This is a genomic window from Comamonas odontotermitis (assembly GCF_014207855.1).
GTDB classification, from domain to species: Bacteria; Pseudomonadota; Gammaproteobacteria; order Burkholderiales; family Burkholderiaceae_C; genus Comamonas; species Comamonas odontotermitis_A.
The window spans coordinates 240,521-267,200 of the sequence record NZ_JACHKZ010000001.1; the positions used below are offsets into that span (position 1 = coordinate 240,521).

The window sequence follows — 26,680 nt, forward strand, 5'->3', positions numbered from 1 at the left end:
ACCGCACGACTGCGCTACTGCAACAGGCGCTCGGGGTTGGCTTCGATCTTGGCCAAGGCATCGCGGGCCGCGCGGGCGGTAATGCCTTCCGCATCGCGTGGTGCCAGCAAACCCGATTGCAGGTAATTGCCCATGCGGCGCAGCTGAAATAGAAAATACACGCCGCTCAGGGCCGCAAACAGCTGCAGCTGCCTGCGCTCGCTGTGCCAGACATATTGCACCTGCATGGGGCTGCCATTGTGGTCCAGCATGAACCAATGACCCAGCGCCAGGTGTTTGGCCCACTCCAGCACTTCTTTCTGCACTTCCGTTCCATTGTCGGCAATCACCTGGATCGCGCTGGTATCGATGCCCAGCATCAATTCGATGCTCTCTGCACTGAGTGGATATTCTTCTGTCACCACCTCATCCAGCGCATCTTCCAGATGGGCCAGGCGCTCAGCCATGGCATCGATGCGTTCTCGAGGAATCTCGTTGGTCTTGGCTAGAAACGCTCCGGCAACAATATCCATCAAGGCTTTGACCAACTCATCTTGCCGCTCGTTCAGAACACCCGCCAATGTCAAGCCCTGACGCAGAACAGTCTGCAACACGGGAAGCTGGCGGATGACCTTGGCCCGCTCTTCCTTGCTGGGCTTGGCAGAGGCAGACCACACCAGATCCAATGCGGCCTGCTTGAATTTTTTGGTGTTCTCATGCTCCACACCAAAGCGGATCGCCGACATGGCCAGAACATCAGACCATTGCTTGAACAGAAACTCGCGTATGTCGCCATCCACCGGCATATCCAGCAACATGTCGCGCAGTTGGATCGTGTACTGAATGGCGAGCGTTTCCTTCTGCTCTATCTGCTGCGCAAGGCTCACCAGTTCCTGGGCCTTGGGTGTGTGCTCGGTCAGATTCTTTTCGAGGAATTTCTGGAACTCCTTGAGCACCAGCTGGAACACGCGGCTACCCGTTTCGGGGTATTGCTCAATCACCTGCACAACGCGCTTGACTTCGGCCTCCAGAGCGGTTCCGCTGAGAGCCGACGCCTCAAACCCCAGCACGCAGGCGCCCATGCGATCAATCAACTGGCGAGCCGGGTGCTCCATGTCATTGAAAAATGCCGGTTCGGCCAGCGCCACACGCAATACCGGCACCTGCAACCGCGCAAACCAGATGCGAATGCCTGCAGGAATGCGATCCTCGTTCAAGATGCTTTGAAACATCAAGGCGATGATTTCAATAATCGCCTTTTCTTCATCAGACGTTGCAACGCTCTTGAGCGACGACGATTGCTGGCGAGCAGCCATGGCGACAGGCGCAATGACATGCGCGGCGCCATACTGGCTTGGGGCCGGACCGGTGTTGAACCAGGCCGACTCCATCAGCGTAGGTTGCGCAATCAGCGCCTGCTGCAACGCAGGGGAAATCAGTACAGCACCCTCGCCCTGGCCCGTGCTTGGGCCGGTACCGCCAGTACCGCCACCGCCACCACCCACCATGACTCGGCCCCCTGCCGGGCCCGCAAGCCCTCCCAGAAAGCCACGCAACTGGGCAAGCACCCCAGTCGCCTTCTGCCTTGCAGCAGCGATCGCGCCCATTCCCTGTCCGGCTGGCGCAAACGAAGGCACCATTGGCGCCACTCCGGTAGGCAGCCCTGCACCTGCGGCAGCCATGTTTGCCGAAACAGCTGCCACTTGCGGCCCCATGTTTCCTACCTGTGCACCGCCATTGCCAGCAGCTTCACCTTCCGTTCGCTTGATGCGGCTGTTTTTCAAATCCTCTTCGGTGGCTGCATTCTGTTCATCGTAATACTGCTGCACACCCGCGTAGCTCTTCACGCCCATCTCGGTGACGCGCTCCAGCAGTTCGGGGCGCAGCATATCGAGCGTGGAGCGGTCCAAGCCAGCACTCTCCCAGGCCTCCACCAATTTCAGGCACCAGGTCTCGGGCCGCAGAATGTCGCTTGCCCCCAGCTCCTCACCCTCCAGAAACTGGGTGATCCTGCGAACGCTGTCAAAGGCCGGTGCTACGGCTTCCAATACCTGGGCAGACAGGCGCGAGGCAAAAATCTTGCCATTCATGGCCTCATCGCTGACCAGCTCCAGCATCAGGCTAGAGGAGGAGGAAGGCACATCCTGGGCCTCTCCAGTCAGCAAGCTTTGTCGAAAGAGCTTGGTGGCCCCCTCTATCCAGGCTTGTTCATGCCGTTCCAGCTTTGCCAACGCGTCACTCAATGCCACATGGGTGCGCCCGGATTCGGCCAGCGGCTTGGCCAGGGTTGCGGCCAGTTGTTTTCTCAGCTGCAGAACCACCGCCGGCAGCCCGGCACATAGCCCCCCCACAAATCGCAATCGCGCCTGCCGGGCCAATTTGATTTGCCAGATGCGTTGATGCGATGGAGCGACAGCCACAGGATTCCCGATGCGTTAATGTTATTGCGACCCGCGCAACTCAGTCCCAAGCAAAACGCCTGCCTGTTGGAAATGCATTTTGCTCGACTGGTCTGTGCAAGCCTAAGTTGTCACACCGTGGCGCCAGCATTGGGATCGTTGGGGTCATGCTCTTTCTTGGTCTGCTTGACCAAGTCTTCCCGCTTGACACCTAACCACATCGCAATGGCTGCTGCCACAAAAACCGATGAGTAAATACCAAAGAGGATACCGATAGTCAGAGCTAATGCAAAGTAATGCAGGCTCGGGCCACCAAAAAAGAACATCGAAAGCACCATGGCTTCGGTTGAAGCGTGGGTAATGATGGTACGGCTCATGGTGGAGGTGATGGCGTGGTCAATCACCTCATGCGTATCGAGTTTGCGGAACTTGCGGAAAGCTTCACGGATCCGGTCAAAAATCACCACCGACTCATTGACCGAGTAGCCCAGCACCGCCAGCACACCTGCCAGTACCGATAGCGAAAACTCCCACTGGAAGAACGCAAAGAAGCCCAGGATGATCACCACGTCGTGCAAGTTGGCGATGACAGCCGCAACGCCAAACTTCCACTCGAACCGGATCGCCAGATAGATCACGATCCCCAGAATCACCATGCCCAGCGCCATCAGGCCGCCGTGCACCAGCTCTTCCCCTACGGAGGGGCCAACGAATTCGCTGCGCTGCAAGGTCACGCTGGAATCAGCTTGTTTGAGTGCCGCCATGACCTTTTCGCCCTGTTGCGCCGAAGTCACGCCCTTTTCAATGGGCAAGCGAATCATCACCCGGTCAGCACTGCCAACGTTCTGCACCAGCACATCCTGGTAACCCAGGGCACCGACCTGCTCGCGGATCTTGCCCACATCTGCAGGCTGCTGGTAGGCCACCTGCATGACTGTACCGCCGGTGAACTCCACCGACAGGTGCAGACCGCGCGTGGTCAGGAAGAACACCGCCAGAACAAAGGTGATGACGGAAATCGCGTTGAGCACCAACGCGTATTTCATGAATGGGATGTCTTTTCTAATACGGAAGAATTCCATTTTCTTCCTCCTTATCGCTTCATCGAGGCCACGGAACGGTGGTCCTCACCTTCGGGCTTCCACACCTGACCAATCGACACGCTCTTGAGTTTCTTGCGCGAGCCGTACCAGAGATTGACGAGGCCGCGCGAGAAGAACACTGCAGAGAACATGCTGGTCAGGATACCGATGCAGTGCACCACGGCAAAACCGCGCACCGGGCCGGAGCCGAACGCCAAGAGCGCCAGGCCCACGATCAAGGTCGTCACGTTCGAGTCCAAAATGGTGTGCCATGCGTGCTCGTAACCCGCGTGGATGGCCGATTGCGGCGAAGCACCTGCACGCAACTCCTCTCGCACGCGTTCGTTGATCAGCACGTTCGAGTCAATGGCCACGCCAATGGCCAAGGCCATGGCGGCGATACCCGGCAGGGTGAGCGTCGCCTGCAGCATCGACAGGATTGCCATCAGCAGCAGCAGATTCACCACCAGTGCAATGCTGGAGATCACGCCAAACACCATGTAGTACAGGCACATGAAGATGGCGATGGCCACAAAACCACCCACCACGCTCTTGATACCGGCTTCGACGTTTTCCTTGCCCATGCTCGGACCGATGGTGTATTCCTCGATGATTTCCATGGGCGCTGCCAGCGAGCCGGCACGCAGCAGCAGCGACGTGTCGCTGGCTTCCTTGGTTGTCATCCGGCCCGAGATCTGCACGCGGCCACCACTGATTTCGGAGCGGATCACCGGGGCGGTCACTACCTGGCCCTTGCCCTTTTCAAACAGCAGGATGGCCATGCGCTTGCCGATGTTCTCGTGGGTCACATCCTTGAAGATCGTTGCCCCCTTGCCGTCCAGCGTCAGATTCACCGTCGCCTCATGCGTCTGGCTGTCAAAGCCGGGCTGGGCGTCATTCAGGTTTTCACCCGTCAGGATGACCTGCTTTTTCACCACAATCGGCTGGCCGTTGGGGTCGTTGTATTTTTCGGAGCCAAATGGCACGGGGCCCGAGCCCATTTCGGCCGAGCGCGCTTCGGAGCTCTCGTCCACCATGCGCACTTCCAAGGTCGCCGTGCGGCCCAGAATGTCCTTGGCCTGCGCAGGGTCCTGCACGCCGGGCAACTGCACCACGATACGGTCTGCACCCTGCTGCTGGATCACTGGCTCGGCAACACCGAGTTCGTTGATACGGTTGTGCAGGGTGGTGATGTTCTGTTTGAGCGCCTGCTCCTGCACGCTGCGCAGCGATTCGGGCTTGATGTTTGCGCGCACCGTGTAGGTACCGCCAGCATTGTTCACACTGGCCTGCAGGTCGGGCATGGTGTCAGCAATCAGGTTGCGCACCGTGGTCGCAGTCGCCTCGTCTTGCAGGCGCACTTCCAGCGACTGGCCTTCGCGGTTCACGCCGCCATGACGAATCTTCTTGTCGCGCAGTGCCAGACGAACGTCGCTGGTCAGGGTCTCGATCCGCTTGGTAACGGCTGCCTGCATATCCACCTGCAAGGTGAAGTGCACACCACCACGCAAATCCAGGCCCAGGTACATGGGCTTGGCATGCAGCGCCGTCAGCCACGCGGGCGAGCGCGAAATCAGGTTCAGCGCCACCACATAGGCGGGGTCGGAGGCATCGGGGATCAGCGCCTTTTCCAGCACGCCCTTGGCCTTGAGCTGCTCGTCTTCCTTGTCAAAGCGGGCGCGGATCGATCCGCCATCCAGCACAATCGACAGCGGCTTCACATCTGCATCAGCCAGCAGCGACTCCACGCGCTTCTCAAGCGCCGCATCCACGGGCACCGTGGCCTTGACCGAGGCGACCTGCACGGCAGGCGCCTCACCAAAAAAGTTCGGCAGGGTATAAATAATCCCCACCAGAAGCGCGATCACAATGATCGCGTACTTCCAGACCGGATAACGGTTCATGATCGCGCTTTAACCTTACACAAAATACAAGGCGCAGCCATGCTGCGCCACATCTGTTTTCTCGGAGATTACTTCAGGGTCCCTTTGGGCAGCACCTGTACAACGGCGCTGCGCTGCAATTGCACCACCACGCCTTCGGCCAGTTCCAGTTGCACGAACTGCTCGTTCAGGCCCGCCACGCGACCGACCAAGCCCCCAGAGCTGACGATTTCGTCGCCCTTGGCCAGCGCATCAATCATGGAGCGATGCTCTTTCTGGCGCTTCATCTGAGGACGGATCATCAGGAAATAGAGCACCACGAACATCAGCACCAAAGGCAGCATGCTGGTGAGGGTCGAGGTCATGCCACCCGAAGCAGCGGCAGCCGGGGCAGTCTGGGCAAAAGCGGAAGAGATAAACAAATGAAGCTCCAAACGTAGATGCAGGCGCCAGTCTCGGCGACCCAAAGATAGGCATTGTATGCGTGCGCTTTCCTCGCGGTGATGGCAATACCTGCACCTGGGGCGGTTTTTCCTCTGTTTTTCATGGAATTAAGCAGGTTTTGTGCCACCCCGCTATTCAATGGCGGCCAATAGCGGTAAGGCACCCAGCGCCTCCCTCCCCTGCAGGCAGCGGGCAGCCATTCATGGAGGGTGACAAATTTGTCACCGCATCAGCAGTCCCCACGCGACGAAAAAGGCTGCCAGAGGCAGCCTTTCATCACACGCGCTCGCGGCATCAGACCTGGGCCGGCTGCCGGGCATCGCTGCCAGCCCCCTGGCCCACTTCCGCCGGATTGCGCCAGCGCTGCAGCAATTGCTGCCACTTGGCGCGGGCAGCCACCAGATGGCGCTCCTTCACATGGCCGTAGCCGCGGATGTCTTCGGGGATGCTGGCAATCTCTACCGCCAGCGCCAGGTTCTGGGCATGGAGGCCACGCAGCAGTTCCTCCACACAGTCGCGGTACTCCTGGATCAGGGCCCGCTCCATGTGGCGCTCCTCAGTGCGGCCAAAAATATCCAGCGCGCCGCCACGCAGGCCCTTGAGCCCAGCCAGCACGCCAAAGGCCTTGCGCATCCAGGGGCCGTAGGCTTTTTTGACCAGTTCGCCCTTGTCGTTCTTCGCTGCCGTCAGCGGAGGCGCCAGATGGTGCACGATCTTGTAGTCGCCTTCAAACATGCTGGCGATCTTGTCGGTGAATTCCTGGCTGGTATGCAGGCGCGCCACCTCGTACTCATCCTTGTATGCCATCAGCTTGAACAGGTAACGCGCTACGGCCTGCGACAGGCGGGTGCCGGTGCCCAATTGCGCCTCGGCGGCATGCACCTTGTTGACGAACGCCTGGTAATCGGCAGCGTAGGCGGCATCCTGGTAATCGGTCAGGAAGGCCACGCGCTTGGTCACCAGCTCTTCCAGCGAAGGTTTCTTGACCAGCTGGATCACCTGCTGCGCAGCAAACATGGATTGCACTTGCGACAGATGGACAGCACACTGGCGCCCCCATTCGAATGCCGCCTTGTTGTTGTCCACCTGCACGCCGTTCAGCTCCATGGCGCGCATCAGCGCAGCGTGCGACAGCGGCACGCGGCCCTTTTGCCAGGCGTAGCCCAGGATCAGCGGGTTGGTGTAGATGCTGTCGCCCAGCGCCTGGGTAGCGATGTGCTCGGCATCGAACATGCCCACGCCGTCCTGCCCCACAGCCGCCAGAATGGCCGCCTCGCAGCTCGCCTCGGGGAACTGCCAGTTCGGGTTGTGCACGAATGCCGCCGTTGGCGTGTTGTGGGTGTTGAGCGCCACAAAGGTACGGTCTTGCTGCATGGCAGCCAGGGTGGTCTTGGTGGCGGCCACGATCGGGTCGCAGCCGATGATCAGGTCGGCCTTGGCCGTGTCCACCTTGGTGGTGTAGATGGCATCCGGCGAATTGGCGATCTGGATGTGGCTCCAGGTGGAGCCGCCCTTCTGGGCCAGGCCTGCCGCATCCTGCGTGACCACGCCCTTGCCTTCCAGGTGCGCAGCCATGCCCAGGAGCGATCCGATCGTGATCACCCCCGTGCCACCCACACCCGCCACCACAATGCCCCAGGCCTGCGTGGCGTTGGGCAGCAGTGGCTCGGCCAGGGGCGGGAGCTTGCTCAGGTCACCCTTCTGCTCTTTCTTGGCTTTTTTCAGCTTGCCGCCTTCGATGGTGACAAAGCTGGGGCAAAAACCGTTGACGCAGGAGAAATCCTTGTTGCAGGTGCTCTGGTTGATCTTGCGCTTGCGGCCGAAGTCGGTTTCGACCGGCTCCACCGACAGGCAGTTCGACTTGGTCGAGCAGTCGCCGCAGCCTTCGCACACCGCTTCGTTGATGACGACGGTCTTGTCCGGCGTGGCCATGGTGCCGCGTTTGCGGCGACGGCGCTTTTCGGTGGCGCAGGTCTGGTCGTAGATGATGGCGGTGGTGCCCGCAATCTCACGGAACTCGCGCTGAATGCGGTCCAGCTCGTCGCGGTGGTGCACGGTGACGCCTTCGCCCAGCTTGACGCCATCGTACTTTTGCGGCTCGTCGGTCACGATCACCAGCTTCTTGACGCCCTCGGACAACAGGCTGGTCATGATCTGCAGCACCGAATGGCCTTCGGGGCGCTCGCCCACGCGCTGGCCGCCGGTCATCGCCACGGCGTCGTTGTACAGCACCTTGTAAGTGATGTTCACCCCCGATGCAATGCTCTGGCGGATGGCAAGCAGCCCGCTATGGAAGTAAGTACCGTCGCCCAGGTTCGAGAAGATGTGCTTGTCGGTGGTGAATGGCGCCTGACCGACCCAGGTAACGCCTTCTCCGCCCATTTGCGTGAAGGTGCTGGTGTTGCGGTCAGGCATCCAGTTGACCATGTAGTGGCAGCCAATGCCGGCCACGGCGCGGCTGCCTTCGGGCACCCGGGTGCTGGTGTTGTGCGGGCAGCCGCTGCAGAACCAGGGCAGGCGGTCGCCACTGTCCTGCTTGAGCTCAATCAAGCCTTTTTCACGTGCGGCAATGATTTCCAGGCGCGCATCCATGCGGCGCACGATGTCATCGGGCACGCCCAGCTTCTTGAGGCGCTTGGCGACGGCCTGCGCAATGATGGCGGGCGTCAGATCGGCCTTGGGGCGCAGCAGCCAGTGGGCGCTGGGGTTGGGCACCGACCATTCGCCGCCAGAGTTGTCGCCGTCGGTTTCGTCGAACTTGCCCAGCACGTTCGGGCGCACGTCGGAGCGCCAGTTGTACAGCTCTTCCTTCAGCTGGTACTCGATGACCTGGCGCTTTTCTTCCACCACCAGGATTTCCTGCAGACCCATGGCAAAGTCGCGCGTGATCGATGCCTCCAGCGGCCAGACCACATTCACCTTGTGCAGACGAATGCCCAGCTGGCGGCAGGTGTCGTCATCCAGGCCCAGATCAACCAACGCCTGGCGCGTGTCGTTGAACGCCTTGCCGCTGGCGATGATGCCAAAGCGGTCCTGCCTGGTTTCGATCACGTTGTAGTTGAGCTTGTTGGCGCGGATATACGCCAGCGCTGCATACCACTTGTAGTCCATCAGGCGCGCCTCCTGCTCCAGTGGCGCATCGGGCCAGCGGATGTGCAGGCCGCCGGGCGGCATCACAAAATCGTCGGGCGTGATGATGTTCACGCGGTCTGGGTCGACCAAAATGCTGGACGAGGATTCGACGATCTCCTGGATCGTCTTCATACCCGACCAGACACCGGCAAAGCGGCTGAGCGCAAATGCGTGCAGCCCCATGTCCAGAATGTCCTGCACGCTGGAGGGAAAGAACACCGGCGAGCCCACGGCCTTGAAGATGTGGTCGCTTTGGTGCGCAGCGGTGGATGATTTGCTGATGTGGTCGTCTCCGGCCAGCGCAATCACGCCACCGTGCTTGGCCGTGCCGGCCATGTTGGCATGCTTGAACACGTCCACACTGCGATCCACACCCGGGCCCTTGCCGTACCAGATGCCAAACACGCCATCGAACTTCTTGCTCTGTGGGTACAGATCCAGCTGCTGCGTGCCCCAGACGGCGGTGGCGCCCAGCTCTTCATTCACGCCGGGTTGAAACTCGATGTGGTTCTCTTTCAAGTACTTCTTGGCGGCCCACAGCGCTTGGTCGTAACCGCCCAGGGGCGAGCCACGGTAGCCGCTGATGAAACCTGCCGTGTTCAGGCCCTGCAGTGCATCGCGCTGGCGCTGCAGCATGGGCAGGCGCACCAGAGCCTGCACACCGCTCATGAAGGCGCGGCCATGATCCAACGCGTATTTGTCGTCGAGCGAGACGGTTTCCAGCGCCTTACGGATGTGTTCTGGTAGTGAAGCGTTCATCACACACCTCCTTGGCAAACAAGCTCGTCGCCAAATACGCCACGTGCGGCTACGCCGCCCGCTGCGTTTTTGTGTTGCAACCCGCGTTGCAGGTTGTCATCGAGCGTTACGCTTTCCAGCGCCTTGCGGATGTGTTCTGGTAGTGAGGCATTCATCGTCTTGTCTCCTGTGGAGATCTCCTGATATCGGCTTGTGGCTCTTCAGGTTTTTGTGGGGGTGTAGATGGGGCCGGCACCAAGGCCGGCGGGTGCGGCAAAACACCACACCTTTCTCCGCTGCAGTGTACGGGCAAGCGCGTGGATAAAGTATTCTTTTTCTTGCCGGGGCTTCCCTAGTTTTTGAAAGAATCTTGCTCTAAACTAACCACAAATGAATCAACTTGACAAATTTGACTGGGCGATATTGCAAGAATTGCAAAATGACGCCCGCCTTACCAACGCTGAGCTGGCCCAGCGCGTAGGCCTGTCGGCCGCGCCCTGCTGGCGCCGCGTGCGAGCGCTGGAGGAAGCTGGCTACATCACCGGCTACCACGCCACGCTCGATCGCCACAAGCTCGGCCTGGGCGTGCTGGCCTTTGTACGGGTGGATGCGGCGCAGAACACGGCCGACATCACCGAGCGCATGGAAGAGTCGATCCGCCTGCTGCCCGAGGTAACGACCTGCCACTACATCAGCGGCGCGGGCACGTTCGAACTGCAGGTGGTGGCCAAGGATCTGGAGAGCTTTTCCGGTTTCGTGCGCAATGTGCTGCTGCGGCTCCCCAACGTCAAGGACGTGCACACCACCTTCTCTTTGGGAGAAGTGAAGGCCAGCAGTGCGCTACCATTACCTGTTACACCTACTAACAAGACGCTTCCTCCCCACAAGCCGGTGCGATGACTCGGTCCGGCATGGGCGAGACAAGGTCTGTCCACAGGCATCGCCATGCAAGAAAAAGCCGAGCTCTTCACATCCATCAAGCGCCATACGCTATCTTTTTTGATGATTCTTGCCAGTAGCTCCGCGCTCGCCAGCGCGCACGCTGGCTCCATCTACCAGTGCAAGCAATCCGATGGCAAAGTGGCCTTCCAGGAAACGCCTTGCGCCGCCAGCGCGACCCAGACGCAAATCAACCAGCACCACCGGCCCGATGCCGCAGCTCCCAAGGCGGCCCAACCGGGCGCCCAACCCGCTGCTGCCACCGCAACCAAGGAGGAGCCCGCCGCCAACCTATGCGTACAGGCGGGCCGTACCGTCTATGCGCGGTTGCAACAAACGCACCCGCAAGCGGCTTTCACTGCCTGCAAAAAAGAGCTAGCCGAACTCGCCACCCACATGGAATGCATGCAGGCCTGCATGGACACCTGGGTGGCGGCGTACAAAAAACACCAGGCTTCGCAATAAGGCCCTTCACCCCATCAGCCGGCCAGATTCAAGAGAGCATCTATCGAAATAGCCGGTAGCGCTCAAGGAGTGAGCACCAAAAGCTATTTATTCAGTAGCATTTCAGCGCTTGGCCAGATGGCGGGGCCACAGCACCCACAGACGTAGCGGCTGCTTGACGCGGCCCGCGAAATCACCCGCCTCGTGGCCCCAGCCCGCAAAGTAATCTGCGCGCACCGCCCCCAAAATGGCGCTGCCCGTGTCCTGCGCCATCACCAGCCGGTTGAGCTGCACGGTCGGCCCGGTGGAAGACAGCCACACCGGTGTGCCGTAGGGAATGCTGGCGCGATCCACCGCAATGGAGCGGCCCGGCGTCAGCGGCACGCCCTGCGCGCCATTGGGGCCGAATTCGGCGTCCAGCGCAGACAGCGGCTCTTCCTTGAAGAACACATAGCGCGGATTGCTCCACAGCAGCTCGTTGATGCGCGCGGGGTTGGCGGCGATCCAGGCCTTGATGCCCGGCCAGGTGGCGTCGCGCACCAGGCCCTGGTCCAGCAACCATTTGCCAATGCTCTTGTAGGGATGGTCATTGGTGGCTGCATAGGCCACACGGATCATGCGCACCGAGCCATCGGCCTCCTGCACCCGTACCCGGCCCGATCCCTGGATATGCAGCACCATTGCGTCCACCGGGTCGCTCACCCAGGCGATCACCTTGTCCTGCAGCTCGGCCTGGGCCTGCGGCAGGGTATCGATCTGCTGGCGGCTGTACCAGGGCTTGCGCGCCCCCAGGCTGGCAGGCGCCTTGTACAGCGGGATGGAGTAGCCATTGCCCGGCTGGCGCGCGCCATCAAGCATGGGCTCGAAATAGCTGGTCAGCATGCCGTCCGGGTTGCCATCGAGCGACTCGACCCGGTAGGGCTGAAAGCGCGCCACCATCCATTCGCGCTGCTCCTGCGTGGTGGCCATGCTCATGCGCCGCACTTCCGAGCAGAACTGGGCAAACGGTGCCGGAGGGCGACCGCAGCTCTTGATCCAGGCGTTCCAGGCATCGGCCAGGTTGTCCTGCTCCAGCCCCGGCACGGATGACCAGTGCACCGGCACCCAGCGGCTTTTTGCCTGCTGGATGGGCGCAGGCAAAGGCTCGTTGGCATCGGGCGGCGGCACCTCGATGCTGCCAGAAACTGGTGGCCGGGAGGTCGGCTCCTCCAGAGGGACTTGGGTGGAGCAGGCAGACAGAATTCCTACAATGGCAACCATCCACAGCGTACGTAAGGAACGAGAACCCATGGGATTGATATTGCTGGAGGCGCTATTGGCGTTGGTCATACTGGTGGCGATCGTCTGGTGGACGATGTTTGCCGGTCGCAAAAAAGGGGAAATCGTACGCAAAGATGAGCAGCCTCCGCGCAAGTAGGCTTTGGCAGATACCCGCCATCCGTAGGACAGTGCCGCTCGTTACCGTCGTTTTTACCATTTTTAAGCTTTGTAGCTGGCATTTGCATGCTGGTGCGCTCACAATTTGGCTCCAAGGTGCAGGCCCGCTGGAGGCCGCGCCCAACTTGATAAGGAGTTCCACAATGAGCAAAAAAATCCTGGTTCCTGTCATTGCCAGCCTGGCGATTCTGAGTGGCTGCGCCAATATGTCGGACACCCAGCGCACCACCGCAACCGGTGCTGGCGTCGGTGCCCTGGGCGGTGCCGCCATTGGCGCCATCGCTGGCGGCCACGCAGGCAAGGGCGCCGTGATTGGCGCGGGTGTGGGGGCCTTGGGCAGCTACATCTGGTCGCAGCACATGGAAAAGCAAAAGCGCGAGATGGAGCAGGCCACGCAGGGCACCGGCGTGACCGTGACACAGACGCAGGACAACCAGCTCAAGCTCGATATCCCGAGTGATATCTCGTTCCAGACCAATCGCTCTGACATCCAGGGCAACTTCGCCCCCATCCTGGATCGCTTTGCCGAAGGCCTGCGCAACAACCAGAACGCCCAGGTGCGCATCATCGGCCATACCGACAGCACCGGCAACGATGGCATCAACGACCCGCTGTCGCTCGCCCGCGCTGAAAGCACGCGCAACTACCTGACCTCGCGCGGCGTCAACGGCGGCCGTATTCAGGTGCAAGGCATGGGCTCGCGCCAGCCGATTGCGACCAACGACACCGCCGAAGGCCGTGCACGCAACCGCCGCGTCGAAATCTTTGTGGGCGAAGTGCAGCAATAACCGCTGGCCGCCGCTGTTGCTGCAGCCGCAGCACATGCCTACCTTCCACCCAGGAGCGCCAAAGGCGCTCCTTTTTTGATGCCTGCACCGCCAGCGGTGCCCTGCGTTCAGGTCAATTCGCGCAACAGGTTGGCCAGCTCCACCGCTGACTTGACCATCATCTTGTCGAACACGCGGGCCCGGTGCACTTCAACCGTGCGCACACTGATGGCCAACTCGTCGGCGATCAGCTTGTTGGGCAGACCGTCAATCACCAGGCGCATGACGGCCTGCTCACGGTCGGTGAGATCGGCCACGCGCTCGCGTACCTGCTGCTGCCCGCGCAGCGCTTCCAGGTGCGCGGCAGATGCGTGCAAGGCGTGCTCCACGCGGTCCACCAAGGCGTTGTCGGAAAACGGTTTTTCGCAGAAATCAAAGGCACCGCGCTTGACGGTGGCCACCGCAGTGGGCACATCGGCATGGCCGGTGAGAAAGATCACCGGCATCGCAGCAACCGCGCCCTGCTCCACCAACCGGTCAAACAGGGCCAGCCCACTCATGCCGGGCATACGCACATCCAGCAGCACACAGGCCGGGTCCTTCTGCACCGGGCGCGCCTGCAGCATGGCTTCAAACGCCTCGGCCGACGCAAATCCCTCACTGAGCAGACGGCGCGAGCGCAGCAACCAGGCAAGCGCTTCGCGCACTTCGGCGTCATCATCAACGATATATACGGTGGCGTTCACAAGCGGTTGCATCGTCTCTCAATCATTGCGCCAGGTCGGCAAGGTAAAGCTGAATATCGTGCCCTGCGGGCTGTTGTCATGGTGAACCAGGTGGCTGCCGTGCTGCTCCACCACCGTGCGGCACAGCGAAAGGCCCAGGCCCATGCCCTCGTCCTTGGTGGTGAAGAACGGCGTGTACAGCTGCTGCGCCACTTCGCCGGAAATTCCTACACCCCAGTCCGTCACGGCAAACTCCACCCAGGTGCGGCCAGCGGCATCGCCCTGTGTGCTTGCAAGGCGCACATCCATGCGCAAAAGCCGCAGCTCGCATCCTGAAAAATCCATGGCCTGCATGCCATTGCGGCTGAGGTTGAGCAGCACCTGCTCGACCATGGTGCGGTCGCAATACACGGCAGGGACATTCGGTGCCAGCACGGCCACCACTTCCACCTGCAGTTTACGCCCCTGCAGGCGCACCAGCGGCAGCACGGCATCGAGCAGCTCCTGCGGAGGCACCAGCTCGCGCGCCTGCCCGCGGCGGCGCACAAAATCGTGCACGCTCTTGATCACGCGGCCCGCGCGTTCGGCCTGAAAGGCCATGCGCTGCACCGCCATGCGCACATCGGGCAGATGCGCCTGCAACTCCTGGGCAGGCACATCGTCGGGCAGCAGATTGAGCGTGCCGGTGGCGTAGCTGGATATGGCAGCCAGCGGCTGGTTCAACTCGTGGCTCAAAAGCGACGCCATCTCGCCCACCGTGGCCAGCCGCGCCGTAGCCTGCAGCCGCTCCTGCGACGCCCGCGAGAGCTCCTCCACCCGGCGCTGCTCGCTCATGTCGACAAAAGCGCTCATCCAGCCAGTATGCAGGCCTGCGGCATTGATCAGCGGCGCCTCGAAAATGAGCACGGGAAAGCGCACACCGTCCTTGCGCATGAAGGTCGATTCATAGCCCTCGCGCGCAGGCGGCAACTGGCCCGAGAGGCGAATGCGCTGGCGCCGCGCATACTCCGGCGCCAGCTCGGGCGGCCAATACGGCGTGGAGCGGCTGGGGTCCAGAATCTCCTCTGCCGTAAAGCCCACCATTTCGCAAAAAGCCGGGTTCACATAGGTGGTCTTGCCCTGCAGGTCGCGCGCGCGCAGCCCGGTAACGAGCGAGTCCTCCATCGCCTTGCGAAAGGCGAGCGCATCGCCCAGATCGCGCTCGGCCTTGAGGCGCCTGCGGTTGTCGCGTACCAGCACCACCAGCACGGTCACGAGTGCGATCGACATGCCCGTCACCAGCGCCGTCAGCACATTGGGAAAGACATTGGCCGCCGCATGCCAGCTGTCGATGCGCAGCATCAGCGTGGCGCCCGGCAGATCCAGCAGCTGCGTGGCGGTGAACACACGCGTACCGCGCCGGGGCGTGCTCACGATCGCCAGGCGCGTGCCATCGGGCTCGGTGAACGACAGCTCGTGGTTGCGGCGGAAATTCTCGCTCACCAGATCGGTCAGCACGTTCTGCAGAATGTAGGTCACCACCACAAAACCGTGCAGACGCTCGCCGGTCTGCACCGGGGTGCACAGCTCCAGCAGCTCCAGCCCGGTGCCGTTGCCCTGCGACAGAAAATAGCTGCCCGCATACGAAGCGCTGCCCGAGCGCTGCGCACGCATGCAGGCGGTGTTGCTCTCCGTGTTGGCGCCGGTGCGGTCGATGCTGGACCACTGCAGATTCAGGTAAGGTGACTCCTCGCTCGCTTCGATCTGCATCTGCGGATTGCGCCATTCGATATGCGCCAGATCGCGGTGGTTGCGCAGCATGTCGGCAGCCGTCAGCTGCCAGGCCATCACGTCGCTGTCATAGCGCGGCATGGTGCGCAGGCGGTTGATATTGCTGTTGAACGTGGTGCGGATGTCGGCCACCGCATCGGCCGCTTCGCGGTCCAGCCGCTGCTGCACTTCGGACACCTCGTAGCGCCCGGCCAGCCACACCTGCATCACCAGCATACCGGCCACCAGCAGCACCAGCAGCAGCCACAGCGACCAGCGCCGCCAGCTGTAGTGCCAGCGCTGGGCAGTCCAGCGCGCCCAAACGGTCATCAACATACGCGGTGCTGCAGGGCAGGTAGCTGGGCACGCCACTGCTGCTGCGCTGCCCAGTCCAGATCGGCCAGCACCACGCCAGCCTCGCTCGCCTGCATGGCCATCACCTCGCCCCAGGGGTTGATGGCCATGCTGTGCCCCCAGGTGCGGCGACCGTTGTCATGCGTGCCGCCCTGCGCGGCCGCCAGCACATAGCTCAGGTTCTCGACCGCCCGGGCCCGCAGCAGCAGCTCCCAGTGCGCCTGGCCCGTGGTGTAGGTGAAGGCGCTGGGCACCAGCAGCAGTTGCGCTCCCGCCTGGGCATGCAGGCGGTACAGCTCCGGAAATCGCAAGTCATAGCACACCGACAGGCCAACGCGCCAGATCTGGCCGTCCCGGCTTGCCAGGTCAAAGAACACCGGCTCGCGCCCCGGGGCGATGACGCGGTGCTCGTCATACGCCTCGTTGGCGTTGGAGTAGCAGAACAGGTGCATCTTGTCGTAGCGCGCCACCCGCTCGCCCAGCGGGTTGAACACCAGGCTGCTGTTGAACACATGCTGCGCATCCGGCCCCTGCAACGGGAGCGTGCCTCCCACGATCCATACACCCAACTCGCGCGCGCTGTCCGCCAGAAACTGCTGCATGGGGCCGTGGCCCAGGGGCTCGGCCAGCGCCAGCTTGTCCGTATCCTTGTGCCCCATCAGGCAGAAATACTCGGGCAGAACAGCCAATTCGGCCCCGGCGCGCGCTGCCTGCTGCAGAAGCGCCCAGGCCTGGTCGCGGTTGGCATCCCAGCGGGTGCTGGTCACCATCTGAAGGGCGGCAACTTTCATGGCGGCAAAGTGTCCTGGCAAGGTTCAAACAAATCTGCGGAATGCCTTGATTATCCGCGCGACCACTCAGGAGCGGGAGATGGGGCAGATTCTCAATGCGAAGGCTCGGCCGTCTGCTTGTCCGCTGCAGCGGCACGCTGAATGCGCCGCACCTCCGGGTCTGCCCATGAGCCCGAGACCTCGAACTGCTGCGTCACCGCCTGCGTGATCTGCCCCTTGAACAGAGCCTGCGCCAGAAAGCTGCCGATGCCGATGATGGGGTTGATGGCCGTCGTCACCAGCGACAAGGTGGTGGTATTGAGCTCGGGTATCACCACCACATGCAGGTTTTGGGTTTCATCGCGCAGATTGGCCTTGCCTTCCAGCAGCACGGCCGCCGTAACCCCCTTCATCTGCAGGTTGGTGGTGGATGCCAGGCCATCATGGATGTCCACATCGCCACGCACAAAATCAAAACCGAACCCGGCGCTGAAGATGTCCTTGAAATCGAGGGTCAGACGGCGCGGCAGGGCCTGCAGATTCAGTACGCCCAGCAGCTTGGCGATGCCTGGCTCCACCTTCAGGAACTGGCCCTGGCCAACATCCACATGCAGCTTGCCATCCATGCTGTTGTAATCGGGGCTGAGCGGGCTGCCTGTCCACGCAATGCGCCCTTGCAGAACGCCCTTGCCCCGGCTGACTACACCCGGCATGCCCAGACGCCGCAGCAGATCGCCCGTGTCCTTCAAATCGATCCGCATGTCGAGCTGCGTGCGGCGTGCGCCCTGCGCCGCCGGCCCGACGGCCCCCGCTTGGACGCTCCCCCAGTCTCCGCTGGCCTGCAGACTGGCGGCGTCGTTGCTCAGCACCATCTGCTGCAGGTGCCACCACGATTGCGTGCCCTGGCTGCGGTTGCTGGCCCGCAGCTCCAGCCGACCGACAGAGTGGCCGTGCCAGCGCAGATCATCGACCACGATGTCAAGCGCCGGCAGGCGCCGCGGCTGCTCATGGCTGTCTTCCTCTGCGGCTGGCGCCTTGCTGTCATCACTGCTTTTCTTGTCCACCCGCAATTGCGACAGGCGCGCGCGCACGGTGCCGGGGCCGCCCTTCTCCTGCACATAGTCCAACTGACCGTCGAGCAGGCTGGAGCGCACTTCGCTGCTCCAGCGATCTCCGCTGCGGGAGCCGCGCACCTGCAGCTGCTGCACCTCAATGCCCCGCACCTGCAGCGCACCCACACGAACATCCCAGTGGTCAGGCAGGTAGTTGGTGACCAGGTCGTTATTGCTGCCCTCGCTGCGTGTCGAGACCTGGGCCGCCCCCGTGCCCAGGCGCTGCAGCGCGGTCTGCCAGGCCTGCACATCCAGCTGGGGCAGCTCGATTTCAGTTGCCACGCCCTTGGCAGGCAGGGCCAGGGCCCCCGCTCCCAGGCGAATGGCGCCGCTCACCACCTTGGCCGGTGCCGCCGCATCCGCTCCCCATTCGCGCACATAGCGCACCTGCGCCCGGCCGGCCAGATCAAAATCAATGGTTTCGCGCACAGGGCTCTGCCCGGCAGGGCCTGCGCTTTCCGGTACCGTGGATGCAAAATGCATGGGCCAGCTCTCAGCCGGGGCTTTTTGCAGCGGCGGCGGCAGGTTCAGCGCCATACCTTGCAGATCACTGCGCACATCCACCAGCGGAATGCCACGCGCCATGCTGATGCGCAGCTGGTAAGCGGCCTGCCCTTGCGCAAGCCGGGCCAGCTGCACGGCGGGCCCCAGCTCCTTCGCCTGCAGCAAGCCTTCCGTGGTGGCGATGCCGCTGGCGCGCACATCCACTGCCGGGCCGTGGTCGGCGCCCGCAGGGAGTTTGCTCAGGTCCATGCCGCCCGCAAACTGCACCGCGCCGCCCAGCGCCTGGCCCTTCAAATCCTGCAACGCAAAACCGTGTTCGGAGAATTGCACCGCACCGCTGACCTGCTGCACCTCGGGCGCATCGCTGTGGAACTGGATGCGGTTGCCCGCCAGCAACACTTTGCCATCCACCTTGGCCTTTTCCATATGGTGCACCGGCAGATCGAGCTTGAGCTGCAACTGCGCGTCGCCGTCGGCCTGCGTCTGCGCCAGCGCGCCATCGGTGAGCGCATCGATGTGCGATTTGCGCACCGTATTCAACATATCGGCCAGCGGGCCGCGCGCACGGGCGTTGACCGCGACCATGGTGTCGTGAAAGTCTGCAATCCTTGCCGTGGCTTGCTCCACACGAATGCGCTCGTTGCCGTCCAGAATGCCCTTGGCCTGGTTGACCTGCATACCCGGGCCGTCAAACACCAGCTCGCCCGAGAGGCGGCTGAGCTCCGGCCAGGGCTTTTCGCCCGGCTGCAGGTGCGATGCGGGTACATAGGCGTAGCGCACATCGCGCACCGGGGCCGTGATGCGGAAAACGCCCTGGCCGCGCTCGCGGAAAGGCACGTCCCACAAATCGCCCTTGATCTCGAACTGCACATTGCTGGCCTGGCCCGCCAGAATGGCGTCGCGTACATAGTGGCGTGCATCAGGCGGAATGTGCAGCGGCAGATAACGATGCACCATGGTGCCGTCAGCGCGCTCCAGCGCCCCCTTGAGCTGCAAAATACCGGGAAAACGAGACTTTGCCCCCGATTTTTCCGGATCAGCCGTGTGCCAGGACCAGCGCGCATGGCCTGCAGCGTGCGGATTGGCAAATTCCAGCTTTTCCGACTGCATCTGGATCTGGTCGCCCGCCACCGTCCAGCTCAGCTGGGTGTGCGCTGCGGTAATCGGCAGCAGCGGCTCCTCAAACACCGTGGGCAGGTAGAGCGCCCCATTGGCAAAGCGCACGGTCGCTTCGCCCCCTGCCGCACTGGCGTTTACCACCAGATCGAGGCCGCGCAGCCCAAAATGCGCGTCGCGCGCACCCAGTACCAGGCCGCCATGCTCGTCGCGCGGTGCATTCGCGCGCGCTGGCGTTGCCGGTATGCCAAAGGCCAGTTGGGCCACATCGGCCTTGACATGCCAGTCTTCCACCTTGTCGGCATCCCCGCGCCAGTGCGCAGAGGCCTCGCGGATCAGGCCTGCAGGTCGGTTGCTCACCAGCCACTGACGCACATTGACAGGAACGGGCAACAGCCGCGCCAGCTCTGCCAAGGAGGCGATGTCGAGTGATTGCGCGCTCGCCTCCGTCTCGCTGGGTTGCTTGCCTTGCGCATACACATGGTTGATGCGCATACTGCCACCGGGCCACTGCTGGCCCTGGGCCGATTCCACGGCCAGCTTGTCGGTAAAAAGGCGAAAACCGGTCTCATCAGCCTTTCCCCCCAGCCGTCCGTGCACCGACCGCAGCAGCAAGACCGGTGTTTCATCTGCTGATTTGCTATTGTTTTTGGAGCTATTGGCGTTGGTTGGTTGTGCGCCAGAAGCAGTTTTTTCTTCAAAAAGCGAAAAATTGCGCCGCATGCCCACATCACGCAACGCCACATCGGCAGTTCCGTTCTTGATCTGGCCGCGCTCCACATCGACCCACAGGCGCGCTGAGCCCAGCCCCTGCTGCAGACCTACCGAAGGCGGCAGGTAAGGGGCCATGGCGGCGGCATTGAGCTGCTTGGCCTCGGCATAGAGCTGGCCGCTCCAGTGCTTCCAGTTGCCATCATGCAACGCCCAGATGGGCTGGCGCATGCGGCCGCGCAGCTCCAGCACATCGCCCCAGTCGGCAGGCGGGCGGGCGCTGATCTGCCACTCGTGGCGCAGGCCGGGGTTGCGCAGCAGGATATTCACATCGCGCAGCGTGACCGGCGGCAGGCCACGCATTTGGTCGTCCCACACCACGCTGCCTCCCTGCAGCACCACTTCGCGCTGGCGGAACAGCCAGTCGGCCGCGCCGCTGGAGTCGCCCTGGCCCGACGCCACCACAGGAATGCCTGCTACATGCAGGGCGCCATCAGCGGTGCGCTGCACCACCAATTGCGGCGCAAGAATGGCGATCTGCTCGGCCCGCAGCCGCAGCAGTGACGGCACTGACAAGGCCACCTTGACCTCGGGCAACGCAAGGCCAGCAGCGCCATCAGGTTGCAGCAGCTGCACCCCTCGCGCTGCAATGGCGGGCACCAGACCGTTGTCGCCATCGGCCTGCAGCGATTCGATGCGCACCGGCACGCCCAGCAATTGCGACAGGCGGGATTCCACTTGCGGGCGAAAGTCATTGATACGCGGCACAATCCACCAGTGCAACGCCGCCACGGCCAACGCCAGAAGCAATGCCGCTGCCAGCAAAAGCCTCAAGGCCCATTGCGCCAGCTTGGCAAGAGGCCGCAGCAGTCGGGACGCGCGCACAGTCAATGAAGTCCAATCAGTAGGGGAAAGAAGAATTATGGCCCGCGGCAGCCTCGCAGCTTGCATTTCAGATGTGAACATTTGAACAGGCGCCGTCGATCCATTCTTTGAATAGCGCTATGGCACAAACGGATATCACCACCCAGTCGGCTTCCATGCAATTGCCCTCTCCGCTGGCAGAGCACTCCCGCTTTTTCCAGCGTCTGCATCGCCGCTATGCCGATCTGATGGACATGCAGCCCGCTGGTGCCCCTGTGCACGCCACCATGCGCTCCACCCTGGAGGCGCTACAGGCCAAGGGCTACGACCTGGGAGCCTCCCTGCGTATCCTGCGCCAGCTGGTGATGGAGCGTCTGATCTTTCTGGATTGCGACGAACACGCCACCCTTGCCGCAGTGACCCGCAGCGTTACTGAACTGGCAGAGCTGGCACTGGATGCCGCCTCCACCGCTGCCCGCGCAGAGCTGGACCTTGTACACGGCGCGCCACAGGGCGCCGATGGCCAGCCGGTGCAGTTCTGGGTGATCGGCATGGGCAAGCTGGGCGCGCGCGAGCTCAATGTCTCCAGCGACATCGACCTGATCTACGTCTATGAACAGGACGGCGACACCGCAGGACGGCTCGATGGGCGCGGCAAGCTCAGCAACCACGAATACTTTCTCCGCGCCGTAAAGCGAATCTATCAATTGATTGGCGACACCACCGAGCACGGTTTCGTCTTTCGCGTTGACCTGATGCTGCGCCCCAACGGCAACTCAGGCCCGGCGGCCATCTCACTGTCGGCGCTGGAAGACTACCTGCAGACCCATGGCCGCGAATGGGAACGCTTTGCCTGGATGAAAAGCCGCATCGTCGCGCCGCTCGCCGACATCGCCACGCCCAATGTGCAGGCACTGCGCGGCGTAGTGCTGCCCTTTGTGTTCCGCCGCTACCTCGATTACGCGGTCTTTGACTCGCTGCGCAGCCTTCACCGCCAGATCCGCGAGCATGCGTCCAAGCGCAGCGCCGGTCACCCGGAGCGCGCCAATGACGTCAAACTCTCGCGCGGCGGCATCCGTGAGATCGAGTTCATCGTGCAGTTACTGCAGGTGGTGCGTGGCGGCCAGTTCCCCGAGCTGCGCTGCCGCCCGACCCTGGAGGCGCTGGGGCGCCTTGCCCGCGCAGGCCTGATGGCCGATGCCACGGCGCAGGCCCTTGCCAATGCCTACACCTTTCTGCGCCAGGTCGAGCACCGCATCCAGTACCTGGACGACCAGCAGACCCATGTTCTGCCTACGCGCGACGACGACCTGCTCTGGATGGCCAAGACCCTGGGCTACGACAACGAATGCGCCTTCCTGCACCAGCTCGATGCCCACCGCGAGCTGGTGGCCGAAGAATTTGACAAATTGCTGGGTGATACCAAGAGTTGCAGCTCCGGCCAATGCGGCGGCACCAAGACCCCAGCCGCCCCGGAGCTGGACGCGGTACTGGCCCAATTGCCCGGCAGCGTGCGCGAGCGCATTGAGCAATGGCAGCGCAACCCACGTTATGCGTACCTGAGCGACGGAGGCAAAACACGCCTGGTGATGCTGCTGCAGCGCACCGCGCAATGGCTGGCCCAGGGCCAGGTGAGCGAAATTGCCGCCGTGCGCCTGGCCGATTGGATGGAGCCCCTGCTGCGCCGCGAAAGCTACCTCGCCCTGCTGCAGGAGCGCCCCGCCGTGCACGAAAAATTGATGCACCTGCTAGGCGCGGCCAAGTGGCCAGCCCGTTACATGCTGCAACACCCAGGCGTGATTGACGAGCTCGCCAGCGACGCGCTGATGCATGAACGCTTCCATCCGGCCGAATTCGAAACCGAGCTGGAGCGCCGCCGCGCCGCGCTGCAATCGACCGGCGAAGACGACGACGAAAACCTGTTGAACCTGTTGCGCCGCGCCCACCATGCGGAAACCTTCCGCACCCTGGCGCGCGATGTCGAGGGGCACATCACCGTCGAGCAGGTCGCCGATGACCTGTCGGCGCTGGCCGATGCGGTGCTGCGCATCACCACGCAATGGTGCTGGCAGCGCCTGAAAAACCGGCACCGTGATGAGCCCCTGTTCGGCATCATCGGCTACGGCAAACTGGGCGGCAAGGAGCTCGGCTACGGCAGCGACCTCGACATCGTCTTTGTGTTTGACGACGCCGACGACCGCGCCCCCGAGGTGTACTCGGCCTTCGTGCGCAAACTCATCAGCTGGCTCACCGTCAAGACCGGCGAGGGCGACCTGTTCGAGATCGACACCGCGCTGCGCCCCAACGGCAATTCGGGCCTGCTGGTCACCAGCTTTGATTCCTATGCCAACTACCAGCAACAGCGCGGCAGCAATACCGCCTGGACCTGGGAGCATCAGGCCATGACACGCGCCCGCTTTGTGCTGGGCAGCAACGCCCTCGGCGCACGTTTTGACACTGTGCGAGAGGCGGTCATTACCGCCCCACGCGATGGCAACGCGCTGCGTGATGAAATTGTCACCATGCGTGAGCGCGTGCGCGGCGCCCATACCGTGCCTGCGGGTCTCTTCGATGTGAAACACAGCGCGGGCGGCATGATGGATGTGGAGTTTGCTGTGCAATACCTGGTCTTGCTGCATGCTCAAGCCCACCGCGAGCTGATCCCCAACCTGGGCAATATCGCACTGGTGCAACGCGCCGAAGCTGCGGGCCTGGTGCCAGCAGGCGTCGGCCAGGCAGCGGCCAATGCCTATCGCGCGCTGCGCCGCGTGCAGCATGTGGCCCGCCTGAACGAAGCGCCCACCCAGGTGCCATCGAACGAATTGCAGCAGGAGCAACAAGCCGTTCTTGCCTTGTGGAAAGCAGTGTTCAACCCCGGCTGAATACCCTAAAAACACAGAAAAACGGCAAGGGTTTATACTTGGATCCAACAACGGCGTGGGCAATCACTTGCGCCAAAAAACCCGCCCTGTTGCACGAGTATTAATATTTACCCTATACTCAAAAGCGATAGAAAATTACATTCGCAAACAATTAATTTGTTTATTTACAATACATTTGCGACGGTCCTCTGGAACTTTGGGTTTTAAGCCATACTCTACGAACAGGAGTTCAGCAGAGTTGCTTGCAAAAGCCGCCAGAACCAACCAGTTTAGTGTTGCGAAGTCTTTCAGGCCGTATGCGGTATGACTGCAAACCTGAGGTGCTTCTCCTCCCTCCCTCTCTATCATTCACTTCGGGACGCTTCGCAACTTTTTTCTTCCACGGCCCAGTCTACGGACTGGGCCTTTTCTTTTGCGCTGAAAGCATTCGCACATTTCCCATTGCCCAGTACGCGCTGCGAGCATCCGGCGCCTGCGCGGCAGGCAGTCAAGCCTGGGGCTGTGTCGTGGCAAAGCTGGGCCGCGCCTCCAGGCGCTCCAGCAATTGCGCCAGATTGGGGTATTTGCCCTGCCAATCGAGTTCCGGAAAGCGAAACAGCAACCATGCCAGCGCGCAGCCCACCGAGATATCGGCCAGGCTCAGGTGCGTGCCATTGCTGGCGAAGTAGCTTTTATTGCCCAGGCCCAGGCTCATGGCGTCCAGCCCCGCCCACACCTTGCCCCATTGGCGGTCAATCCAGGCCTGGCTGCGCTGCTCGGGCGTGCGCCCGGCAAAAATATTCTCCAGCCGCACCAGAACCGCGGCATCCAGCACCCCATCGGCAATGGCCTCCCAGGTACGCACCTCGGCGCGCTCCCGGCCCACCCCTGGGAGCACTTTGCCTACAGGCGACAAGGTGTCCAGGTATTCGACGATCACGCGCGAATCCACCAGCGAGGCGCCATCGTCCAGCACCAGACAGGGCACCTTGCCCAGCGGATTGGAGGCAGAGATGACCGCCTTGTCCTGCCATACATCCAGCAACTCAAGCCGGTAGTCCAGCTTCTTCTCCGCCAGTACCACGCGAACCTTGCGTACGTAAGGGCTGGCGAGGCTTCCTAACAATTTCATAGCATTAAAGGTAATGGTTTTTTGTGATCGCGGGAGAAGTAGCAGGCCGCATCCAACTTGCCATAGGTCAATTTCAGCCACGCTGTTGCGGATTGTACCGAGCCAAATCCAGACTGCCGCCGCGGCAAAAGTGCAACTCCTACAATACAGGCCATGAGCCTGTCTTCTCTTACCGCCCTTTCTCCGCTGGATGGCCGTTACGCCTCCAAACTTGCCACCCTGCGCCCGATCATGAGCGAGTACGGCTATATGCACCGACGTGTGCAGGTCGAAATCACATGGTTCATCGCCCTGTCCGACGCCGGTTTTGCCGAATTCCCCCCGCTCTCCGAAGGTGCGCGCAGCTATCTGCACGGCCTCGTTGCCAACTTCTCTGAAGCGGACGCCGAGGCAATCAAGGAGATCGAAAAGACCACCAACCATGACGTGAAGGCGGTCGAATACTGGATCAAGGGCAAATTCGATGCCCGCCCCGAGCTGCTCAAGGCGGCGGAATTTGTGCACTTTGCCTGCACCAGCGAAGACATCAACAACACCAGCCATGCGCTGCAGATCCGCGCCGGCCGCGACCAGGTCGTGCTGCCAGGCCTTGACCGTGTGGTGCTGAAGCTGCGCGAAATGGCGCACCAGTACGCCGCTGTGCCCATGCTCAGCCGCACCCATGGCCAGACGGCATCGCCCACCACCGTGGGCAAGGAACTGGCCAACGTCACCGTGCGCCTGCAGGCAGCGATGGAGCGTATCGCCAACGTGAAACTGCTCGCCAAAATGAACGGCGCCGTGGGCAACTACAACGCCCACCTGTCGGCCTGGCCTGAATTCGACTGGGAAGCCTTCAGCAAGAATGTGATCGAGAAGCAGGAGCCACAGGGCCTGGGCCTGAGCTTCCAGCCCTACTCCATCCAGATCGAACCGCACGATTACATGGCCGAGCTGTTCGATGCGATTGCCCGTGCCAATACCATCCTGATCGACCTCTCGCGCGACATCTGGGGCTATGTCTCGGTCGGCTACTTCAAGCAGCGCCTCAAGGCAGGCGAGATCGGCTCGTCCACCATGCCGCACAAGGTCAACCCCATCGACTTTGAAAACGCCGAAGGCAACCTCGGTCTGGCCAACGCGCTGCTGCGCCACTTGGCTGAGAAGCTGCCAATCAGCCGCTGGCAGCGCGACCTGACCGATTCGACCGTGTTGCGCAACATCGGTGTGGCCATGGGTTACACGGCGCTGGCCTACGCATCGCTGATGACCGGGCTGAACAAGCTGGAATTGAACGAAGAGCGCCTGGCCGAAGACCTGGACAACGCCTGGGAAGTGCTGGCCGAACCCATCCAGACCGTGATGCGCCGCTATGGCGTGCAAGGCGCGTACGAAAAGCTCAAGGAAGTGACACGCGGCAAGACCGTTCTGGCTGAAGACCTGCACCGCCTCATCAACGGCCTGGAAATCCCCCAGGCCGACAAGGAGCGCCTGCTGGCGATGACGCCTGCCTCATACACAGGCAAGGCAGCCGAGCTGGCCAAGCGCATCTGATCCTG

18 protein-coding genes are annotated in these 26,680 nt (G+C 62.2%); 6 read left to right on the plus strand and 12 right to left on the minus strand.

Annotated elements, in window-relative coordinates; genetic code table 11:
• Positions 1-14: 14 nt before the first annotated feature.
• From HNP33_RS01090 to HNP33_RS01115, 6 genes are all read right to left on the minus strand, one after another.
• Positions 15-2,399, minus strand: a complete 2,385-nt coding sequence (locus HNP33_RS01090) for a DUF1631 family protein (RefSeq protein WP_325064890.1) — start codon at positions 2,397-2,399, stop codon at positions 15-17.
• Positions 2,400-2,509: 110 nt separating this feature from the next.
• A complete protein-coding gene (gene secF, locus HNP33_RS01095) occupies positions 2,510-3,460 on the minus strand; it encodes a protein translocase subunit SecF (RefSeq protein WP_184704364.1) in 951 nt (316 codons plus the stop codon).
• Positions 3,461-3,471: 11 nt separating this feature from the next.
• Positions 3,472-5,364 (minus strand): protein translocase subunit SecD, encoded by a 1,893-nt coding sequence (secD, locus tag HNP33_RS01100; RefSeq protein WP_184704366.1) that lies wholly within the window; start codon positions 5,362-5,364, stop codon positions 3,472-3,474.
• Positions 5,365-5,432: 68 nt separating this feature from the next.
• On the minus strand, positions 5,433-5,765 hold the full coding sequence (gene yajC / locus HNP33_RS01105; RefSeq protein ID WP_184704368.1) for a preprotein translocase subunit YajC: 333 nt from the start codon (positions 5,763-5,765) through the stop codon (positions 5,433-5,435).
• Positions 5,766-6,081: 316 nt separating this feature from the next.
• Positions 6,082-9,678: an indolepyruvate ferredoxin oxidoreductase family protein gene (locus HNP33_RS01110; protein WP_184704370.1), complete on the minus strand. Its 3,597-nt coding sequence runs from the start codon at positions 9,676-9,678 to the stop codon at positions 6,082-6,084.
• Positions 9,678-9,833 (minus strand): hypothetical protein, encoded by a 156-nt coding sequence (locus HNP33_RS01115; RefSeq protein ID WP_184704372.1) that lies wholly within the window; start codon positions 9,831-9,833, stop codon positions 9,678-9,680. Before HNP33_RS01115 ends, HNP33_RS01110 begins: the two co-directional genes overlap by 1 nt.
• A 214-nt stretch (positions 9,834-10,047) precedes the next feature.
• Between HNP33_RS01115 and HNP33_RS01120 the strand changes: the two genes are divergently transcribed.
• Both HNP33_RS01120 and HNP33_RS01125 read left to right on the plus strand, forming a co-directional pair.
• Positions 10,048-10,557, plus strand: coding sequence for an Lrp/AsnC family transcriptional regulator (locus HNP33_RS01120; protein ID WP_184704374.1), 510 nt, complete (start codon positions 10,048-10,050; stop codon positions 10,555-10,557).
• Positions 10,558-10,602: 45 nt separating this feature from the next.
• Positions 10,603-11,061 (plus strand): DUF4124 domain-containing protein, encoded by a 459-nt coding sequence (locus HNP33_RS01125; protein WP_184704376.1) that lies wholly within the window; start codon positions 10,603-10,605, stop codon positions 11,059-11,061.
• 102 nt (positions 11,062-11,163) lie between these two features.
• On the opposite strand, the gene HNP33_RS01130 is transcribed toward HNP33_RS01125, so the two are convergent.
• A complete protein-coding gene (locus tag HNP33_RS01130; protein ID WP_418903811.1) occupies positions 11,164-12,330 on the minus strand; it encodes a murein transglycosylase A in 1,167 nt (388 codons plus the stop codon).
• On the opposite strand from HNP33_RS01130, the gene HNP33_RS21160 reads away from it, so the two are divergent.
• Together HNP33_RS21160 and HNP33_RS01135 are read left to right on the plus strand one after the other, a co-directional pair.
• Positions 12,329-12,457: a hypothetical protein gene (locus HNP33_RS21160; RefSeq protein ID WP_267906693.1), complete on the plus strand. Its 129-nt coding sequence runs from the start codon at positions 12,329-12,331 to the stop codon at positions 12,455-12,457. The genes HNP33_RS01130 and HNP33_RS21160 overlap by 2 nt on opposite strands.
• A gap of 163 nt (positions 12,458-12,620) precedes the next feature.
• Entirely contained in the window at positions 12,621-13,265 is a 645-nt protein-coding gene (locus HNP33_RS01135) for an OmpA family protein (RefSeq protein WP_184704380.1), read from the plus strand.
• A 107-nt stretch (positions 13,266-13,372) separates the two neighbouring features.
• Here the strand turns inward: HNP33_RS01135 and HNP33_RS01140 are convergent, their stop codons facing one another.
• From HNP33_RS01140 to HNP33_RS01155, 4 genes are all read right to left on the minus strand, one after another.
• Positions 13,373-14,002, minus strand: coding sequence for a response regulator transcription factor (locus tag HNP33_RS01140; RefSeq protein WP_184704382.1), 630 nt, complete (start codon positions 14,000-14,002; stop codon positions 13,373-13,375).
• 6 nt (positions 14,003-14,008) lie between these two features.
• Positions 14,009-16,054 (minus strand): two-component system sensor histidine kinase NtrB, encoded by a 2,046-nt coding sequence (locus HNP33_RS01145; RefSeq protein ID WP_233464203.1) that lies wholly within the window; start codon positions 16,052-16,054, stop codon positions 14,009-14,011.
• Positions 16,048-16,863 (minus strand): carbon-nitrogen hydrolase family protein, encoded by an 816-nt coding sequence (locus tag HNP33_RS01150; RefSeq protein WP_184704384.1) that lies wholly within the window; start codon positions 16,861-16,863, stop codon positions 16,048-16,050. The genes HNP33_RS01145 and HNP33_RS01150 overlap by 7 nt, the downstream gene beginning before the upstream one ends.
• A gap of 92 nt (positions 16,864-16,955) precedes the next feature.
• On the minus strand, positions 16,956-21,170 hold the full coding sequence (locus HNP33_RS01155) for a YhdP family protein (RefSeq protein WP_184704386.1): 4,215 nt from the start codon (positions 21,168-21,170) through the stop codon (positions 16,956-16,958).
• 119 nt (positions 21,171-21,289) lie between these two features.
• On the opposite strand from HNP33_RS01155, the gene glnE reads away from it, so the two are divergent.
• Entirely contained in the window at positions 21,290-24,031 is a 2,742-nt protein-coding gene (glnE, locus tag HNP33_RS01160) for a bifunctional [glutamate--ammonia ligase]-adenylyl-L-tyrosine phosphorylase/[glutamate--ammonia-ligase] adenylyltransferase (protein WP_184704388.1), read from the plus strand.
• 487 nt (positions 24,032-24,518) lie between these two features.
• Here glnE and HNP33_RS01165 read toward each other — a convergent pair whose 3' ends face one another.
• Positions 24,519-25,142, minus strand: a complete 624-nt coding sequence (locus HNP33_RS01165) for a glutathione S-transferase family protein (protein WP_184704390.1) — start codon at positions 25,140-25,142, stop codon at positions 24,519-24,521.
• A 153-nt stretch (positions 25,143-25,295) separates the two neighbouring features.
• Here HNP33_RS01165 and purB point away from each other — a divergent pair, with 153 nt between their 5' ends.
• Entirely contained in the window at positions 25,296-26,675 is a 1,380-nt protein-coding gene (purB, locus tag HNP33_RS01170) for an adenylosuccinate lyase (RefSeq protein WP_184704392.1), read from the plus strand.
• Positions 26,676-26,680 lie beyond the last annotated feature (5 nt).

Excerpts from the sequence above, each read along its gene's own strand:
- secD (WP_184704366.1), bottom strand. The coding sequence starts at position 5,364 with ATGAACCGTTATCCGGTCTGGAAGTACGCGATCATTGTGATCGCGCTT.
- HNP33_RS21160 (WP_267906693.1), top strand. The coding sequence starts at position 12,329 with ATGGGATTGATATTGCTGGAGGCGCTATTGGCGTTGGTCATACTGGTG.
- HNP33_RS01110 (WP_184704370.1), bottom strand. The coding sequence starts at position 9,678 with ATGAACGCTTCACTACCAGAACACATCCGTAAGGCGCTGGAAACCGTC.
- secF (WP_184704364.1), bottom strand. The coding sequence starts at position 3,460 with ATGGAATTCTTCCGTATTAGAAAAGACATCCCATTCATGAAATACGCG.
- HNP33_RS01115 (WP_184704372.1), bottom strand. The coding sequence starts at position 9,833 with ATGAATGCCTCACTACCAGAACACATCCGCAAGGCGCTGGAAAGCGTA.
- glnE (WP_184704388.1), top strand. The coding sequence starts at position 21,290 with ATGGCACAAACGGATATCACCACCCAGTCGGCTTCCATGCAATTGCCC.
- HNP33_RS01125 (WP_184704376.1), top strand. The coding sequence starts at position 10,603 with ATGCAAGAAAAAGCCGAGCTCTTCACATCCATCAAGCGCCATACGCTA.
- purB (WP_184704392.1), top strand. The coding sequence starts at position 25,296 with ATGAGCCTGTCTTCTCTTACCGCCCTTTCTCCGCTGGATGGCCGTTAC.
- HNP33_RS01120 (WP_184704374.1), top strand. The coding sequence starts at position 10,048 with ATGAATCAACTTGACAAATTTGACTGGGCGATATTGCAAGAATTGCAA.
- HNP33_RS01130 (WP_418903811.1), bottom strand. The coding sequence starts at position 12,330 with ATGGGTTCTCGTTCCTTACGTACGCTGTGGATGGTTGCCATTGTAGGA.
- HNP33_RS01145 (WP_233464203.1), bottom strand. The coding sequence starts at position 16,054 with ATGTTGATGACCGTTTGGGCGCGCTGGACTGCCCAGCGCTGGCACTAC.
- HNP33_RS01140 (WP_184704382.1), bottom strand. The coding sequence starts at position 14,002 with ATGCAACCGCTTGTGAACGCCACCGTATATATCGTTGATGATGACGCC.
- HNP33_RS01150 (WP_184704384.1), bottom strand. The coding sequence starts at position 16,863 with ATGAAAGTTGCCGCCCTTCAGATGGTGACCAGCACCCGCTGGGATGCC.
- HNP33_RS01135 (WP_184704380.1), top strand. The coding sequence starts at position 12,621 with ATGAGCAAAAAAATCCTGGTTCCTGTCATTGCCAGCCTGGCGATTCTG.
- HNP33_RS01165 (WP_184704390.1), bottom strand. The coding sequence starts at position 25,142 with ATGAAATTGTTAGGAAGCCTCGCCAGCCCTTACGTACGCAAGGTTCGC.